The sequence below is a fragment of the Plantibacter cousiniae (nom. nud.) genome (assembly GCF_977070315.1).
Genome location: NZ_CDRVEU010000005.1, coordinates 99,780 through 115,604, shown reverse-complemented (window position 1 = coordinate 115,604; position 15,825 = coordinate 99,780). Strand labels below are relative to the sequence as shown.

Below are 15,825 nucleotides of genomic sequence, written 5' to 3'. Positions count from 1 at the left end.
TATGAAGCTGTCTCCTCTCAATCGCCGTCGCTTCGAACGCTTCAAGGCCAACAGGCGTGGCTGGTGGTCATTGTGGCTGTTCCTGATTTTGTTCGGCCTGAGCCTGGGCGCCGAACTGATCGCCAACGATAAACCGCTGGCTGTGCGCTACGACGGCCACTGGTATTTCCCGGTATTCGAGCGTTACCCGGAAACCACCTTCGGTGGCGAATTCCCGCTGGAAGCCAACTACAAGAGCCCATACATCAAGGAACTGCTCGCCGCGAAGGATGGCTGGACCCTGTGGGCGCCGATCCCGTTCAGCTACCAGAGCATCAACTACGACCTGAAAGTCCCTGCTCCGGCGCCGCCTTCGCGGGAGAACCTGCTGGGCACCGATGATCAGGGCCGTGACGTCCTGGCACGGGTGATCTACGGTTTCAGGATTTCGGTACTGTTCGCCCTGACCCTGACCATCCTCAGCTCGATCATCGGCGTCATTGCTGGCGCCTTGCAGGGTTTCTATGGCGGCTGGGTCGACCTGCTGGGCCAGCGCTTCCTCGAGGTCTGGTCGGGCCTGCCGGTACTGTATCTGCTGATCATCCTTGCCAGCTTCGTACAACCCAACTTCTGGTGGTTGTTGGGCATCATGCTGTTGTTTTCCTGGATGAGCCTGGTGGACGTGGTGCGCGCCGAGTTCCTGCGTGGCCGCAATCTGGAATACGTAAGGGCCGCGCGGGCGCTGGGCATGGAGAACGGCGCAATCATGTTCCGCCATATCCTGCCCAACGCCATGGTATCGACCATGACCTTTCTGCCGTTCATTCTCACCGGGGCCATCGGCACCCTGACGGCGCTGGACTTTCTGGGCTTCGGCCTGCCCGCCGGCTCGCCATCACTGGGCGAGCTGGTAGCGCAGGGCAAATCCAACCTGCAGGCGCCCTGGCTGGGCATCAGCGCCTTCGCTGTGCTGGCCATCATGCTGAGTCTGCTGGTGTTCATCGGCGAATCCGCCCGCGATGCTTTCGACCCAAGGAAATAAGATGAACAATGACAATCTGATCGAAATCCGCGATCTGGCGGTCGAGTTCGTGACGGGCGACTCGCGGCAACGGGTGGTCGAGAACATCAGCTTCGATATTCGTCGCGGTGAAACGCTGGCGCTGGTCGGCGAAAGCGGTTCGGGCAAGTCAGTCACCGCGCATTCGATCCTGCGCCTGCTGCCCTACCCCATCGCCAGCCACCCGAGCGGCACGATCCGCTACGCGGGTGAAGACCTGCTGAAGGTCGAAGAGAAAAAACTGCGTTCGATCCGTGGCAACCGCATCGCCATGATCTTCCAGGAACCGATGACCTCGCTCAATCCGCTGCATTCGGTGGAAAAACAGATCAACGAGGTGCTGGGCCTGCACAAGGGCCTGACTGGCAAGGCCGCCACCGAGCGCACGCTGGAGCTGCTCGATCTGGTCGGCATACCTGAGCCACACAAACGCCTCAAAGCGCTGCCACACGAGCTTTCAGGTGGCCAGCGTCAGCGTGTGATGATCGCCATGGCCCTGGCCAATGAACCCGAGCTGCTGATTGCCGACGAACCGACCACTGCGCTGGATGTGACGGTACAGCTGAAAATCCTCGAGCTGCTCAAGCAGTTGCAGGCTCGCCTGGGCATGGCACTGCTGCTGATCAGCCACGATTTGAACGTGGTAAGGCAAATAGCCAACCGAGTATGTGTCATGCAGCGCGGTTGCATCGTCGAACAGGCATCGTGCGAAGAATTGTTCCGTTCGCCGCAACATCCTTACACCCAAGTGTTGCTCAGCGCGGAGCCCAGCGGCGGTCCATCGACCAACACCGCCGGCGCCCCGCTGCTTGAAGTCGAGGACCTGAAAGTCTGGTTCCCGATCAAAAAAGGCCTGCTCAAGCGTACGGTCGACCACGTCAAGGCGGTGGACGGCATACGTTTCAGCCTGCCGCAAGGGCAAACACTGGGTATTGTGGGTGAAAGCGGGTCGGGCAAATCGACGCTGGGCCTGGCGATTCTTCGACTGATCGGCAGTCAGGGCACCATACGGTTCAAGGGCAACGCGCTAGAATCCCTGTCGCAACAGCAAATCCGTCCGCTGCGCGGGCAGATGCAAGTGGTTTTCCAGGACCCGTTTGGCAGTTTGAGCCCGCGCATGTCGGTGGCTGAAATCGTTGGCGAAGGCTTGCGAATCCACAGCATGGGTACGGCCGCCGAACAGCAGACGGCGATTATCGAAGCGCTCAGGGAGGTTGGTCTGGACCCGGATACCCGGCACCGCTACCCTCACGAGTTCTCCGGTGGCCAACGCCAGCGGATCGCCATTGCACGTGCGCTGGTCTTGAAGCCGGCGCTGATTTTGCTGGACGAGCCGACCTCGGCCCTCGACCGGACCGTACAGCGTCAGGTCGTCGAGCTGCTTCGCTCGCTGCAAACCAAGTACAACCTGACGTATTTGTTCATCAGCCATGACCTGGCTGTCGTCAAAGCGCTGAGCCACCAGTTGATGGTGGTCAAGCAAGGCCAAGTGGTCGAACAGGGTGCAGCGCAGGATATCTTCGCCGCACCGCAACATCCTTATACACAGCAGCTGCTGGAGGCCGCCTTCCTGGCGCCGGTAGCTGTCGATTAACCTGAACCTGAAGAGGAACAACACATGGGTTTTCTCGCCGGTAAGCGCGTCCTGATCGTCGGTGTCGCCAGTAAACTGTCCATCGCATCCGGTATTGCCGCCGCCATGCATCGTGAAGGCGCAGAGCTTGCCTTCACCTACCAGAACGACAAACTCAAGGGTCGTGTCGAAGAGTTCGCAGCAGGCTGGGGTTCGGGCCCTGAGCTGTGCTTCCCTTGCGATGTGGCCAGCGACGAAGAGATCAACAAGGTCTTCGAAGAGCTGAGCAAGAAGTGGGACGGCCTGGACGTGATCGTTCACTCGGTCGGCTTCGCGCCTGGCGACCAGCTCGATGGCGACTTCACCGAAGCCACCACGCGCGAAGGTTTCCGCATCGCTCATGACATCAGCGCCTACAGCTTCGTGGCCCTGGCCAAGGCCGGTCGCGAAATGATGAAGGGCCGCAACGGCAGCCTGCTGACCCTGTCCTATCTGGGCGCAGAGCGCACCATGCCCAACTACAACGTCATGGGCATGGCCAAGGCCAGCCTGGAAGCTGGCGTTCGTTACCTGGCCGGCAGCCTCGGCCCGGAAGGTACTCGCGTCAATGCTGTATCGGCCGGCCCGATCCGCACCCTGGCCGCGTCAGGCATCAAGAACTTCCGCAAGATGCTGGCGGCCAACGAAGCGCAGACCCCTCTGCGCCGCAACGTCACCATCGACGAAGTCGGCAACGCCGGCGCGTTCCTGTGCTCCGACCTGGCGTCGGGCATCAGCGGTGAAATCATGTACGTCGACGGCGGCTTCAACACCACCGCGATGGGCAGCATGGACGAGTGATACGGTAAACGCCGCTCCTTGCGAGCGGCACTTTTCCGGACTCAAAAAGAAGGCCGCTCGATGAGCGGCCTTCTTTGTTTACGCGTTTCGAGCCTAGAACTTCTCGATCTTCGCCTTGCTTTCCAGCTGTGCACGGTACGCCGCGAAATCCTGCTGTCCCTCGCGGGAGGCGAGGAAGCGACGGTATTGTGCCTTCTCGGCGTCAGTCGGCGCAGCAGCCTGATTGACGCCATTGAGACGGACGATCACGAAGCTGCCATCCGAAGCAGTGATGCTGGCGAATTCCGGCTTGTCCTTGCCTGTCGGCTTGGGCATGCGGAACAGCGTCTGCAGCACTTGAGGGTCAACCCCTTCCTGACTGCGAGTGACCGCTTCCATCATCTTCCAGTCACGACCGTCCTGCTTGGCAGCCAAAGGAATCTTGCCCTCACGCAGACCGGCCAGCAGCGCCTCGCCCTTGGCCTTGGCAGCTGCCGAAGCATGTTCCTTGACCAGTTGAGCGCGAATCGAGCTGGCAACGCTCTCAAGTGGCAACTGCTGCGGTTGCAGGTGCTCTTTGGAGCGCACCACCACAACGGTTTCCGGATCCAGCTCCAGCGTGTTGCTGTTGGCGCCTTCTTCCAGCACTTCAGGGCTGAATGCCGCCTGGATGACCGCACGGTTGGCCGTCAGGCCTTCGCCGCCCTCACGACCGAACGGTGCAGTGGTCTGAACCTTCAGGCCCAGGTCCTGTGCCGGCTGGGACAGGTCGGACGATTCGAACGCCGAGTCTTCCAGTTGCTTGGTCACTTCGACAAACTTCTGCTCGACCAGCTGCGATTTCAAATCGTTGGTCAGCTTGCCTTTCAGACTGGCAAAGGTCGGCACCGAAGGTGCTTCAACGCCCAGCAGCTTGATCAGGTGCCAGCCGAAATCGGTACGCACCGGCTGCGAAACCTGATCCTTGTTCAAGGCATACAGTGCCTCTTCGAAAGCCGGGTCATAGACACCCTTGCCTGCGTAGCCCAGATCACCGCCCTTGTTGGACGAACCAGGGTCCTGCGAGTATTCCTTGGCCAATGCCGCGAAATCCTCACCCTTGGCCAGACGCTGCTGAATTTCTTCAATCTTCGCCTTGGCCTGCTCGTCATTCAGCTTGTCGTTCACTTCGATCAGGATGTGTGCCGCACGACGCTGTTCGGACAGATTGGCGATTTCCTTCTGATAAGCCGCCTGCAGGTCCTCGTCCTTGACCTGCACCTTGTCGAAGAAGGACGACTTCTTCAATTCGATGTAGTCGAGTACGACCTGCTCAGGGCTCATGAACTCCTTGGCATGCTCGTCGTAATGCGCCTTGACTTCGTCATCGGTCACCTTGACCGCCGAGGTATCGGCAGGCAGGGTCAGCGACGCGAAATCACGGGTCTGCTTTTCGAGGCGTGCAAAGGCGTCAACCTGTGCGTCGGTTACAAAGGCACTGCCGGCAACACCTGCACGCACCTGACCGATGAGCATTTCCTGACCCAGCATCTGGCGGAACTGCAGACGGCTGTAACCCAACTGGCGAATCACCTGATCGAAACGGTCAGCGCTGAATTTACCGTCCACCTGAAATTCAGGCGTCTGCAAAAGCTGCTGATCCAGTGCCGCGTCGGAAAACGAGAACTTGGCATCCGCCGCGCCTTGCAGCAGCAGCTTGCGGTCGATCAGGCCCTTGAGCGCTGATTCGCGCAGCAGCTTTTCATCCAGCATGGCAGGATCGAAATCCTTGCCCAGCTGTTGCGAAAGCTGTTGAGCCAACTGGCGGCGCTGCATGTCGACAGCCTGACTCAACTCATTCTGAGAGATGTCCTCGCCGTTGACTTCAGCCGCGTTCTGCTTGTTGCTGGTAGCGGTAAACATCGCTTCGATGCCGGTGAAGGCCATCAAGGCGATGATGAGTCCGATAATTGTCTTGGCAATCCAGCCTTGTGAATTGTCCCTGATGTTCTGCAGCATTGCGTCCCCCAAAACGGTTGTACTGACTAACCAACCGCGGAGCGTGGGTAGAAAGCGGATAGAAGAAAGGCGCATCCGAGGATGCGCCTTCTCGTAACTGACGAAGCGGTAGGGCTCGAACCCCTCGGTGTCGCAACCGAGTGCACCACCGCTCCGCTACTGGATCAGGACAGGCCCGATCCAGCGGGCAAAGCCATAGAGAGGCTTAGTTGACAGCTTCTTTAAGAGCTTTACCGGCTTTGAAACCTGGTTTCTTGGCAGCAGCGATTTCCAGCGTCTTGCCAGTCTGAGGGTTGCGACCGATGCGAGCAGGACGATCAGTCACGGAGAACGTACCAAAGCCAACCAAAACAACCGAGTCGCCAGCCTTCAGAGCGCCAGTGACGGATTCGATCACTGCGTCCAGCGCGCGGCCAGCAGCAGCTTTCGGGATATCAGCAGATGCAGCGATAGCATCAATCAGTTCCGACTTGTTCACTCTAAGTCCCCTTATCTCTATATTGAGTATGTTTCTAAGTTTTAGGTGTTAAGCAAAACGAGCGCTGGAAGGCTTGCCAGTGATTGCTTTAAAGAGCCGCTTTATAACAAGGGCTCTAAAAAGCTGTCAAGGAAGCCTGCCCAGACTTAATGCGTGCTAATTCTGTCCTTAGAGTCAGACTCGCGCTTCTCTTCCTTGGCGACCAGATCTGTAGCCACGTCCGGCAAAGGCTCCGGCGCGTATTGCAGCGCAATTTGCAGGACTTCGTCAATCCATTTAACGGGCTTGATCTGCAGATCCTGCTTGATATTGTCAGGAATCTCCTTCAAATCACGCACGTTTTCTTCTGGAATGATCACCGTCTTGATTCCGCCACGGTGTGCAGCCAGCAGTTTTTCCTTCAAACCACCAATCGCCAGCACTTGACCACGCAAAGTAATTTCGCCCGTCATTGCCACATCCGCACGCACAGGGATCTGCGTAAGCGCCGAAACAAGGGCGGTGCACATGCCCACACCAGCGCTCGGTCCATCCTTCGGCGTGGCGCCTTCCGGCATGTGGATATGCGTGTCGTGTTTCTCGTGGAAATCAGCTGGAATGCCCAGGCTACGGGCCCGGCTGCGAACCACGGTCTGGGCTGCGGTAATGGATTCGACCATCACATCCCCCAGCGAACCGGTCTTGATCAACTGGCCCTTGCCCGATACCACGGCAGCCTCGATGGTCAGCAATTCACCACCCACCTGCGTCCACGCCAGGCCGGTGACCTGACCGATCTGATCCTGCTGCTCTGCCAGCCCGTAGCGGAACTTGCGCACGCCCAGGAAGTGCTCGAGCATGTCGGCTGTGACCTGAACCGCGAAACGTTTTTCCATCGCGTGCTCTTTGACCGCCTTGCGGCAGACCTTGGCAATCTGACGCTCAAGCCCGCGCACGCCCGCTTCACGGGTGTAGTAACGGATGATGTCGCGGATCGCATCCTCATCAAAACTGATCTCACCTTTCTTCAAGCCGTTGGCCTGAATCTGCTTGGGCGAGAGGTACTTGACGGCGATGTTGATCTTTTCATCTTCGGTGTAGCCCGGCAGGCGAATGACTTCCATCCGGTCCAGCAAGGCTGGCGGAATGTTCATCGAGTTCGACGTGCAAAGGAACATCACGTCCGAAAGATCGTAGTCGACCTCAAGGTAGTGATCGTTGAAATTGTGGTTCTGCTCGGGATCAAGCACCTCGAGCAATGCCGACGCCGGATCGCCACGCATGTCGCTGCCCATCTTGTCGATTTCGTCAAGCAGGAACAGCGGGTTGCGAACGCCCACCTTTGTCATCTTTTGTATCAATCTTCCTGGCATCGAACCAATGTAAGTCCGGCGATGACCACGAATTTCAGCCTCGTCACGCACGCCGCCGAGTGCCATCCGCACGAATTTACGGTTGGTTGCGTTGGCGATGGACTCGGCCAGGGAGGTTTTACCCACACCCGGTGGACCTACCAGACACAGCACAGGGCCACGAATCTTCTTCACGCGCTTTTGCACGGCGAGGTATTCGAGGATGCGTTCCTTGACCTCGTCCAGACCGTAATGGTCGGCATCGAGAATCGCTTCGGCACGCGCAAGGTCCAGACGTACCTTGCTCTGCGCCTTCCACGGCACCTGAACCAGCCAGTCGATGTAGGAACGCACCACGGTCGCTTCGGCGGACATCGGCGACATCTGCTTGAGCTTGTTCAGCTCGGCATTCGCCTTGGTCAGAGCGTCCTTGGGCAGACCTGCGGCATCGATGCGCTTTTTCAGCTCTTCGATTTCGTTGTGGCCTTCGTCGCCATCGCCCAGTTCCTTCTGAATGGCCTTCATCTGCTCATTCAGGTAGTACTCGCGCTGGCTGCGCTCCATTTGCTTCTTAACGCGACCGCGAATGCGCTTTTCGACCTGCAGCAGGTCGATTTCGGCATCCAGCAAGGCCAGCACATGCTCGACACGGGCTGACAGGTCGATAATCTCGAGTATTTCCTGCTTCTGCTCGATTTTGAGCGCCATGTGCGCGGCCATGGTGTCAACCAGGCGACCAGGCTCATCGATGCTGTTAAGCGACGACAGGACCTCTGCGGGGACCTTCTTGCCCAGTTGCACATACTGCTCGAATTGAGCCAGCAGGCTGCGCACGAACACTTCGGATTCACGGTCCGGTGCATCGACTTCGTCGATCAGCGAGACGTCTGCGCGGTAGTGGCCATCGACTTCGATAAAACGCTCTACCGAACCACGCTGCTCACCTTCGACCAGCACCTTGACGGTGCCATCGGGCAGCTTGAGCAATTGCAATACGGTGGCAATGGTGCCGACGCTGTACAGAGCCTTTTCATCAGGATCGTCGTCAGCCGGGTTTCTTTGCGCGAGCAGCAGGATCTGCTTGTCGCCTGTCATTGCCGCTTCAAGGGCTTCGATAGACTTCTCGCGCCCCACGAACAGCGGGATAACCATGTGCGGATAAACCACGACATCACGCAATGGCAAGAGAGGCAATTCAATAGTGGTCTTCATGATTTCGCCTCTACGGCGGCCAATTGGCCGGGACAGATGGAATTAGCTTGAAGCCAAGATGGGGGTAGCGTCAGAAAAAAACAAGCTCTAGAGGCGCGACCCGCCAAGATCAGTTTCTTCATACAAAACGAATGAACAGCCTAAAAATGCAAAAGGGGACCAAAAAGGCCCCCTTCAGTATTACTTCACACGCATATGAACATGCGTTTATGCGTCGGGAGCAACCTTGGCAGGCGGCTCGTTGTTTTCGTAGATCAACAACGGCTTGGACGTGCCATCGATAACGCTTTCGTCGATCACCACCTTGCTCACATCGCTTTGCGACGGGATTTCGTACATGGTGTCGAGCAGCACGCCCTCGAGAATCGAACGCAGGCCACGGGCACCGGTCTTGCGCTCCAGCGCGCGACGGGCAACCGATTTCAGCGCATCGGTACGGAACTCGAGGTCCACACCTTCCATCTCGAACAGCTTGGCATACTGCTTGGTCAGTGCGTTCTTCGGCTCGGTGAGGATCTGTATCAAAGCAGCCTCATCCAGCTCGTCCAGCGTTGCAAGCACCGGCAGACGGCCCACGAACTCGGGGATCAGACCGAACTTGACCAGATCGTCAGGTTCGACTTCACGCAGCGACTCGCCGACCTTCTTGCCCTCCTCCTTGCTGCGAACCTCGGCGTTGAAGCCGATGCCGCCACGGGTGGAACGGTTCTGAATGACCTTTTCCAGGCCCGAGAAGGCGCCACCGCAGATAAAGAGAATATTACGCGTGTCCACCTGCAGGAATTCCTGCTGCGGGTGCTTGCGACCACCTTGAGGCGGAACGGAAGCCACGGTGCCCTCGATCAGTTTCAGCAAGGCTTGCTGCACGCCTTCACCGGACACGTCACGAGTGATCGAAGGGTTGTCGGATTTGCGCGAAATCTTGTCGATTTCGTCGATGTAGACAATGCCCATCTGGGCCTTCTCGACATCGTAATCACATTTCTGCAACAGCTTCTGGATAATGTTTTCGACGTCCTCACCCACATAACCGGCTTCGGTCAGGGTGGTGGCGTCAGCGATGGTGAACGGTACGTTGAGCAGGCGAGCCAGAGTTTCGGCCAGCAACGTCTTGCCGGAACCGGTAGGTCCGATCAGCAGGATGTTACTCTTGCCCAGTTCGACGTCGTCGTTCTTCTTGTCACGCTGATTCAGACGCTTGTAGTGGTTGTACACCGCTACTGCGAGAACCTTTTTGGCACGTTCCTGACCGATTACATACTGGTCAAGGATGCCGCTGATTTCTTTTGGCGAAGGCAATTTATGCGCGCTGCTTTCGGCCTGGGCTTCCTGCACCTCCTCACGGATGATGTCGTTGCACAGGTCGACGCACTCGTCGCAGATAAAGACCGAGGGGCCGGCAATCAATTTGCGCACTTCATGCTGGCTTTTGCCACAGAAGGAGCAATAGAGCAATTTGCCGTTGTCCTCGCCGTTGCGGGTGTCAGTCATTCGATCGATCCAATCCGGTAGGCTTGCAACACAAGATGAAGGCTATTGCGGGCTTTTTCAAGTCCGCAGGCGGTCGGTTGTCCCGACCCCCCACATTTTGAGCCGCTTAGGCAGGCATTTGACGCTTGTTGATCACCGAGTCGATCAGGCCGTATTCGGCTGCACGCTCTGCGCTCATGAAGTTGTCACGCTCGGTATCGCGCTCGATGGTTTCGAGGCTCTGGCCGGTGTGATGAGCCAGCAGCGAGTTGAGACGATGACGAATGTGCAGGATTTCCTTGGCATGGATGTCGATGTCCGACGCCTGACCCTGGAAACCGCCCAGCGGCTGGTGAATCATCATTCGCGAGTTGGGCAGGCAGTGACGCTTGCCTTCTGCACCGCCGGCCAGCAGGAATGCACCCATGCTGCAAGCCTGACCGATACAGATGGTCGAAACGTCCGGCTTGATGAACTGCATGGTGTCGTAGATCGACATGCCTGCAGTCACCGAACCGCCCGGCGAGTTGATGTAGAGATGGATATCCTTGTCCGGGTTTTCCGCTTCAAGGAAAAGCAGTTGCGCCGCGATAAGGTTGGCCATGTAGTCCTCTACCGGACCAACCATAAAGATGACTCGCTCCTTGAGAAGGCGCGAATAGATGTCATAGGCGCGTTCGCCACGGGCGGACTGCTCGATAACCATCGGGACCAGGCCGCCAGCGGCCTGGATGTCAGAGTTCTGCTGAATATAAGAATTGCGGGACATGTCCTGCATTCACTCCCAAATAGTCGAGTCTTGAATACGCACAAGCCAGCGCGAAGGCTGGCTTGTGGGTGTTTTCGCACGAAAAGAGAAATCAGTCGGCTTTTGGAGCTTCCACCGGCTTGACAGCTTCTTCGTAGGAGACCGATTTGTCGGTCACGCTAGCTTTCTGCAAAACAGTATCTACAACTTGCTCTTCAAGCACAACAGAACGTACCTCGTTCATTTGCTGCTCGTTCTTGTAGTACCAGGCAACGACCTGCTCAGGCTCCTGATAGGCAGAGGCCATTTCCTGAATCATTTCGCGAACGCGAGCATCATCAGGCTTGAGGTCGAACTGCTTGACGACCTCGGCAACGATCAGACCCAGCTCGACGCGGCGCTTGGCCTGCTCTTCGAACAGCTCTGCCGGCAGCTGGTCAGGCTTGATGTTGCCACCGAACTGCTGAACGGCCTGCACACGCAGACGGTTGACTTCGTTTTCCAGCAGCGCCTTGGGCACTTCGATCGGGTTGGCGGCCAGCAGACCGTCCATGACCTGATTCTTGACCTTGGACTTGATCGCCTGACGCAGCTCGCGCTCCATGTTCTTGCGAACTTCGGTGCGGAAGCCTTCGATACCGGTTTCCTTGATACCGAACTGCTTGAAGAACTCTTCGTTCAGCTCAGGCAGCTTTGGCTCGGAAACGGTGTTGACGGTCACGGTGAACTCGGCAGCCTTGCCGGCCAGCTCGAGGTTCTGATAGTCCTCTGGGAAGGTCACGTTCAGAACGCGCTCTTCACCGGCCTTGGCGCCAACCAGACCGTCTTCGAAACCAGGGATCATGCGGCCCGAACCCAGAACCAGCTGGGTACCGGTAGCGGAACCGCCAGCGAACACTTCGCCGTCGACCTTGCCGACGAAATCGATGTTCAACTGGTCTTCGTTCTGGGCAGCACGATCAGCCACTTCGAAACGAACGTTCTGCTTGCGCAGCACTTCAAGCATGTTGTCCAGATCGCTGTCGGCCACGTCGGCAGACAGGCGCTCTACGGAGATGCTATCGAAGCCGGCAACGGTGAATTCCGGGAATACTTCGAAAGTAGCCACGTATTCCAGATCTTTGCCTTTTTCGAACGACTTGGGCTCTACAGCAGGAGCACCAGCCGGGTTCAGCTTCTGCTCAACCACAGCTTCATAAAAAGTAGCCTGAATCAGATCGCCCAGTGCTTCCTGACGTGCGCCGTCCTCGTAACGCTGACGAATCACGCTCATAGGCACCTTGCCAGGGCGGAAGCCCGGGATCTTGGCTTTGCGCGCGGTCTGTTGCAGACGCTTGTTGACTTCGGTCTCGATGCGCTCGGCAGGCACGCCAATGGTCATGCGGCGCTCAAGAGCGGAAGTATTTTCAACAGAAACTTGCATGGATATTCCTCGTTGCACAGACGTTAGCCGGCCGTTTCCGACCCCAGAATCAAGGGCATGCATTCTAGTGGGTCAAACTCAAGAAGTCACCCTACTGAAAAAGGGCGGGTTAACAAGAAGGAATCGGCCTGCAGCCGGAGGAGAAAGGAAAACACCTCGCATCACTCGCGACGTGTCTGGCACGGCCCCTATATAAGGAAGCATCTGCACCGGACGATGACCGAATCCATCTGCATAGCACGCCTCGATCGACCGACGGCGACAGGGCCGACGGACCAGCGAGGCGATGGAACGAATACGCCAAAACAAAAAAAGCCGCACTAGGCGGCTTTCTTTTTGTACCTTTTTGCAACCGAAACACTGATAGTCGGCTACATTTATCCTGGTGCGGACGGAGAGACTCGAACTCTCACACCTTGCGGCGCTGGAACCTAAATCCAGTGTGTCTACCAATTCCACCACATCCGCATTTCAGACTTTTAAAGCAAAGGCGCCAGACTATGAATCTGGCGCCCTTCTTAATATGGGGTGGACGATGGGGTTCGAACCCACGACCGCAGGAGTCACAATCCTGTGCTCTACCAACTGAGCTACGCCCACCATATTGCGCGTGACGATAAAACTTACTTGCTGTGCCAAAGCTGCCTTAAATGGCGCACCCGGCAGGACTCGAACCTGCGACCATCCGCTTAGAAGGCGGATGCTCTATCCAGCTGAGCTACGGGCACTTATATAATTTGTATTCTTGCGATAACAAACTAAAAGGCTTTCAATCACACCGAGCTGATTTGCAACTCTGCCTGACCTAATCAACCAGTGCTAGCTTAACCAGTGCTGTGCTCTGCCCGGCAAGTGCGACGAATCTTATAGACGGCCCCTTGGGTCGTCAACCTTTTTTTGAAAAAAATTCAGCTAGATAAAGGAGTTAGCGGAATATACAAAGCAATCGCCTTTGCCCTCGCGCCATGTCATGCGAGAATGCGCGCTCATTTTATTTCCTCTCGATGGTTAATCACGCGTCATGACTGCAAAACTAATCGACGGCAAGGCGATCGCCGCCAGCCTGCGCCAGCAGATCGCCAAACGTGTCGCCGAACGTAGCCAGCAAGGTCTGCGTACGCCGGGCCTCGCGGTGATTCTGGTCGGCAGCGACCCCGCGTCCCAGGTCTATGTCTCTCACAAGCGCAAGGACTGCGAGGAAGTCGGCTTTATCTCCCAGGCCTACGACTTGCCCGCTGAGACCACTCAGACCGCACTGACCGATCTGATCGACCGCCTCAACGAGGATGCCGCTGTCGACGGCATCCTGCTGCAACTGCCCTTGCCTGCGCACCTCGATGCTTCGCTGCTGCTGGAGCGCATTCGCCCGGACAAGGACGTGGACGGTTTCCATCCTTATAACGTGGGCCGTCTCGCCCAGCGCATCCCGCTGCTGCGCCCGTGCACCCCCAAAGGCATCATCACCCTGCTGGAAAGCACCGGTGTCGACCTGTACGGGCTGGATGCCGTCGTCGTCGGTGCGTCCAACATCGTCGGTCGCCCAATGGCAATGGAACTGCTGCTGGCGGGCTGCACCGTCACGGTGACCCACCGTTTCACCAAGGATCTGGCAGGCCATGTAGGTCGTGCCGATCTGGTGGTGGTTGCCGCCGGCAAGCCGGGCCTTGTCAAAGGCGAATGGATCAAGCCAGGTGCCATCGTCATCGATGTCGGCATCAATCGCCAGGAAGACGGCAAGCTGGTAGGCGACGTGGTTTACGAGACCGCCCTGCCCCGCGCCGGCTGGATCACTCCGGTTCCGGGCGGCGTTGGCCCCATGACCCGCGCCTGCCTGCTGGAAAACACGCTGTACGCCGCAGAAACCCTGCACGACTGATCAGCCTGCAGCAATAAAAAACGGCACCTTCAAGGTGCCGTTTTTTTACCTCGACAAAACCTTACTTCTTGCCAGCCTCCCAGCTTTTCAGCAGGTCAGCGTAGGCGATGGTTTCGCCCTTGGGTTTCTCGTTGGCCAGTTTGCGCTGTGGCGCGAGGAACTTGCCGTTGCTCTCTTCGGCCTTCTTGTACCAGGCTTCCGCAGTGGTTTCCGGATTCATCTTCGGCGCACACTTGCTGGCTTCCTGAACCTTGGAACGCTCAATGCGCGTCATGATTGCATCCTGGTCCTTGGCCAGACCGTCGAGGGCCTCCTGCGCAGTCTTCTCGCCAGTGACCGCCTCGGCCACATGGCTCCACCACAGCTGTGCCAGCTTCGGATAGTCAGGCACGTTGGTGCCGGTAGGCGACCATTGAACGCGGGCCGGGCTGCGATAGAACTCCACCAGACCTCCCAGCTTGGGCGCCAGCGCGGTCATCTCCTTGGAGTTGATGTCCGACTCGCGAATCGGCGTCAGGCCGACGATGGTTTTCTTCAGCGAAACGCTTTTCGAGGTCACGAACTGCGCATACAGCCAGGCGGCCAGACGCTTTTTCTCGTCGGACGACTTCAGGAACGTCCATGAACCCACATCCTGGTAGCCAAGCTTCATGCCTTCCTTCCAGTAAGGGCCTTTCGGCGAAGGCGCCATGCGCCACTTCGGCGTGCCGTCAGCGTTCATAACCGGCAGGCCCGGCTTGGTCATGTCGGCGGTAAAGGCGGTGTACCAGAAGATCTGTTGCGCGACGTTACCCTGCGACGGCACCGGCCCGGATTCGGAGAAGGTCATGCCCGCCGCTTCCGGCGGCGCATAGGCTTTCAGCCAGTCGATGTATTTCTGCGTAGCGAACACTGCCGCCGGGCCGTTGGTGTCGCCACCGCGGGTAATGCTGGAGCCGACCGGATGGCAGTCTTCGACGCGAATACCCCACTCATCCACCGGCAGACCGTTAGGCAAACCCTTGTCGCCGCTGCCGGCCATGGAGAACCAGGCATCGGTGAAACGCCAGCCCAGTGACGGGTCTTTCTTGCCATAGTCCATGTGCCCGAAGACTTTCTTGCCGTCGATCTCCTTGACGTCTTCGCTGAAGAACTTGGCGATGTCCTCGTAAGCCGACCAGTTGACCGGAACGCCCAGCTCATAGCCGTACTTGTCCTTGAACTTCTTTTTCAGGTCGGGACGTTCGAACCAGTCGGCACGGAACCAGTACAGGTTGGCGAACTGCTGGTCAGGCAGTTGATAAAGCTTGCCATCCGGAGCAGTGGTAAACGAGGTGCCGATGAAGTCTTTCAGGTCCAGCATCGGCGACGTGACTTTGCTGCCTTCCGGACTGGCCATCAGATCCGTCAGAGACAGGGCCTTGCCGTAGCGAAAGTGCGTACCGATCAAGTCCGAGTCGTTGACCCAGCCGTCGTAGATACTCTTGTCCGACTGCATGGCGGTCTGCAGCTTTTCGATGACATCACCTTCCTGCAGCAAGTCATGGGTGACTTTGATACCGGTGATTTCGGTGAACGCCTTGGCCAGGGTCTTGGACTCGTATTCATGGGTGGTCAGGGTTTCCGACACCACCTTGATGTCCATGCCACGAAACGGCTTGGCAGCTTCGATGAACCACTCCAGCTCTTTCAACTGCTCGGCATCGGAAAGCGTGCTCGGCTTGAACTCGCTCGCCGCCCACTTCTTCGCCGCATCTTCGTACTGATCCGCCCATGCCGACACACTCAACCCACTGAGCATGATCATGGTTGCCAGCGTCACGCTATGTTGCAGCTTGTTTTTCTTATTGAACATAGTCATCTCCAGGTTGCTTTCATG

At 57.6% G+C, this 15,825-nt stretch carries 11 protein-coding genes and 3 tRNA genes; 4 read left to right on the top strand and 10 right to left on the bottom strand.

The annotated features are described in order from the left end of the window. Position 1: 1 nt before the first annotated feature. Genes ACW55A_RS12180 through fabI form a run of 3 tightly spaced genes read left to right on the top strand, consistent with a single transcriptional unit; the run spans position 2 to position 3,452 of the window. Entirely contained in the window at positions 2-1,021 is a 1,020-nt protein-coding gene (locus ACW55A_RS12180; RefSeq protein ID WP_003368568.1) for an ABC transporter permease, read from the top strand. Between the two features lies 1 nt (position 1,022). After that, entirely contained in the window at positions 1,023-2,633 is a 1,611-nt protein-coding gene (locus ACW55A_RS12175; RefSeq protein WP_498810981.1) for an ABC transporter ATP-binding protein, read from the top strand. A gap of 24 nt (positions 2,634-2,657) precedes the next feature. Then, entirely contained in the window at positions 2,658-3,452 is a 795-nt protein-coding gene (gene fabI, locus ACW55A_RS12170) for an enoyl-ACP reductase FabI (RefSeq protein ID WP_003368564.1), read from the top strand. A 93-nt stretch (positions 3,453-3,545) separates the two neighbouring features. Here fabI and ACW55A_RS12165 read toward each other — a convergent pair whose 3' ends face one another. The 9 genes from ACW55A_RS12165 to ACW55A_RS12125 all read right to left on the bottom strand — a co-directional run bounded on the left by ACW55A_RS12165 (position 3,546) and on the right by ACW55A_RS12125 (position 12,819). Next, a complete protein-coding gene (locus ACW55A_RS12165; protein ID WP_455808069.1) occupies positions 3,546-5,429 on the bottom strand; it encodes a SurA N-terminal domain-containing protein in 1,884 nt (627 codons plus the stop codon). A 205-nt stretch (positions 5,430-5,634) separates the two neighbouring features. Continuing rightward, a complete protein-coding gene (locus ACW55A_RS12160; RefSeq protein WP_002552737.1) occupies positions 5,635-5,907 on the bottom strand; it encodes an HU family DNA-binding protein in 273 nt (90 codons plus the stop codon). 146 nt (positions 5,908-6,053) lie between these two features. Next, positions 6,054-8,450 carry an endopeptidase La gene (lon, locus tag ACW55A_RS12155; RefSeq protein ID WP_003368560.1) on the bottom strand — a complete coding sequence of 799 codons (2,397 nt, stop codon included), beginning with the start codon at positions 8,448-8,450 and terminating at the stop codon, positions 6,054-6,056. Positions 8,451-8,657: 207 nt separating this feature from the next. Further along, positions 8,658-9,941, bottom strand: a complete 1,284-nt coding sequence (gene clpX, locus ACW55A_RS12150; protein WP_003368559.1) for an ATP-dependent Clp protease ATP-binding subunit ClpX — start codon at positions 9,939-9,941, stop codon at positions 8,658-8,660. 106 nt (positions 9,942-10,047) lie between these two features. Further along, positions 10,048-10,689, bottom strand: a complete 642-nt coding sequence (gene clpP / locus ACW55A_RS12145) for an ATP-dependent Clp endopeptidase proteolytic subunit ClpP (protein WP_002552734.1) — start codon at positions 10,687-10,689, stop codon at positions 10,048-10,050. A 91-nt stretch (positions 10,690-10,780) separates the two neighbouring features. Beyond that, complete coding sequence (tig, locus tag ACW55A_RS12140; RefSeq protein WP_003315274.1) at positions 10,781-12,091, bottom strand: trigger factor; 1,311 nt, start codon at positions 12,089-12,091, stop codon at positions 10,781-10,783. A 383-nt stretch (positions 12,092-12,474) separates the two neighbouring features. After that, a tRNA-Leu gene (locus ACW55A_RS12135) sits at positions 12,475-12,559 on the bottom strand. A 56-nt stretch (positions 12,560-12,615) separates the two neighbouring features. Next, positions 12,616-12,691 (bottom strand) — tRNA-His (locus tag ACW55A_RS12130). 51 nt (positions 12,692-12,742) lie between these two features. After that, positions 12,743-12,819, bottom strand: a tRNA-Arg gene (locus ACW55A_RS12125). A 293-nt stretch (positions 12,820-13,112) separates the two neighbouring features. On the opposite strand from ACW55A_RS12125, the gene folD reads away from it, so the two are divergent. Next, complete coding sequence (folD, locus tag ACW55A_RS12120; protein ID WP_003368557.1) at positions 13,113-13,967, top strand: bifunctional methylenetetrahydrofolate dehydrogenase/methenyltetrahydrofolate cyclohydrolase FolD; 855 nt, start codon at positions 13,113-13,115, stop codon at positions 13,965-13,967. 61 nt (positions 13,968-14,028) lie between these two features. On the opposite strand, the gene ACW55A_RS12115 is transcribed toward folD, so the two are convergent. Then, positions 14,029-15,801, bottom strand: coding sequence for an ABC transporter substrate-binding protein (locus ACW55A_RS12115; protein ID WP_498810980.1), 1,773 nt, complete (start codon positions 15,799-15,801; stop codon positions 14,029-14,031). Positions 15,802-15,825: the final 24 nt, after the last annotated feature.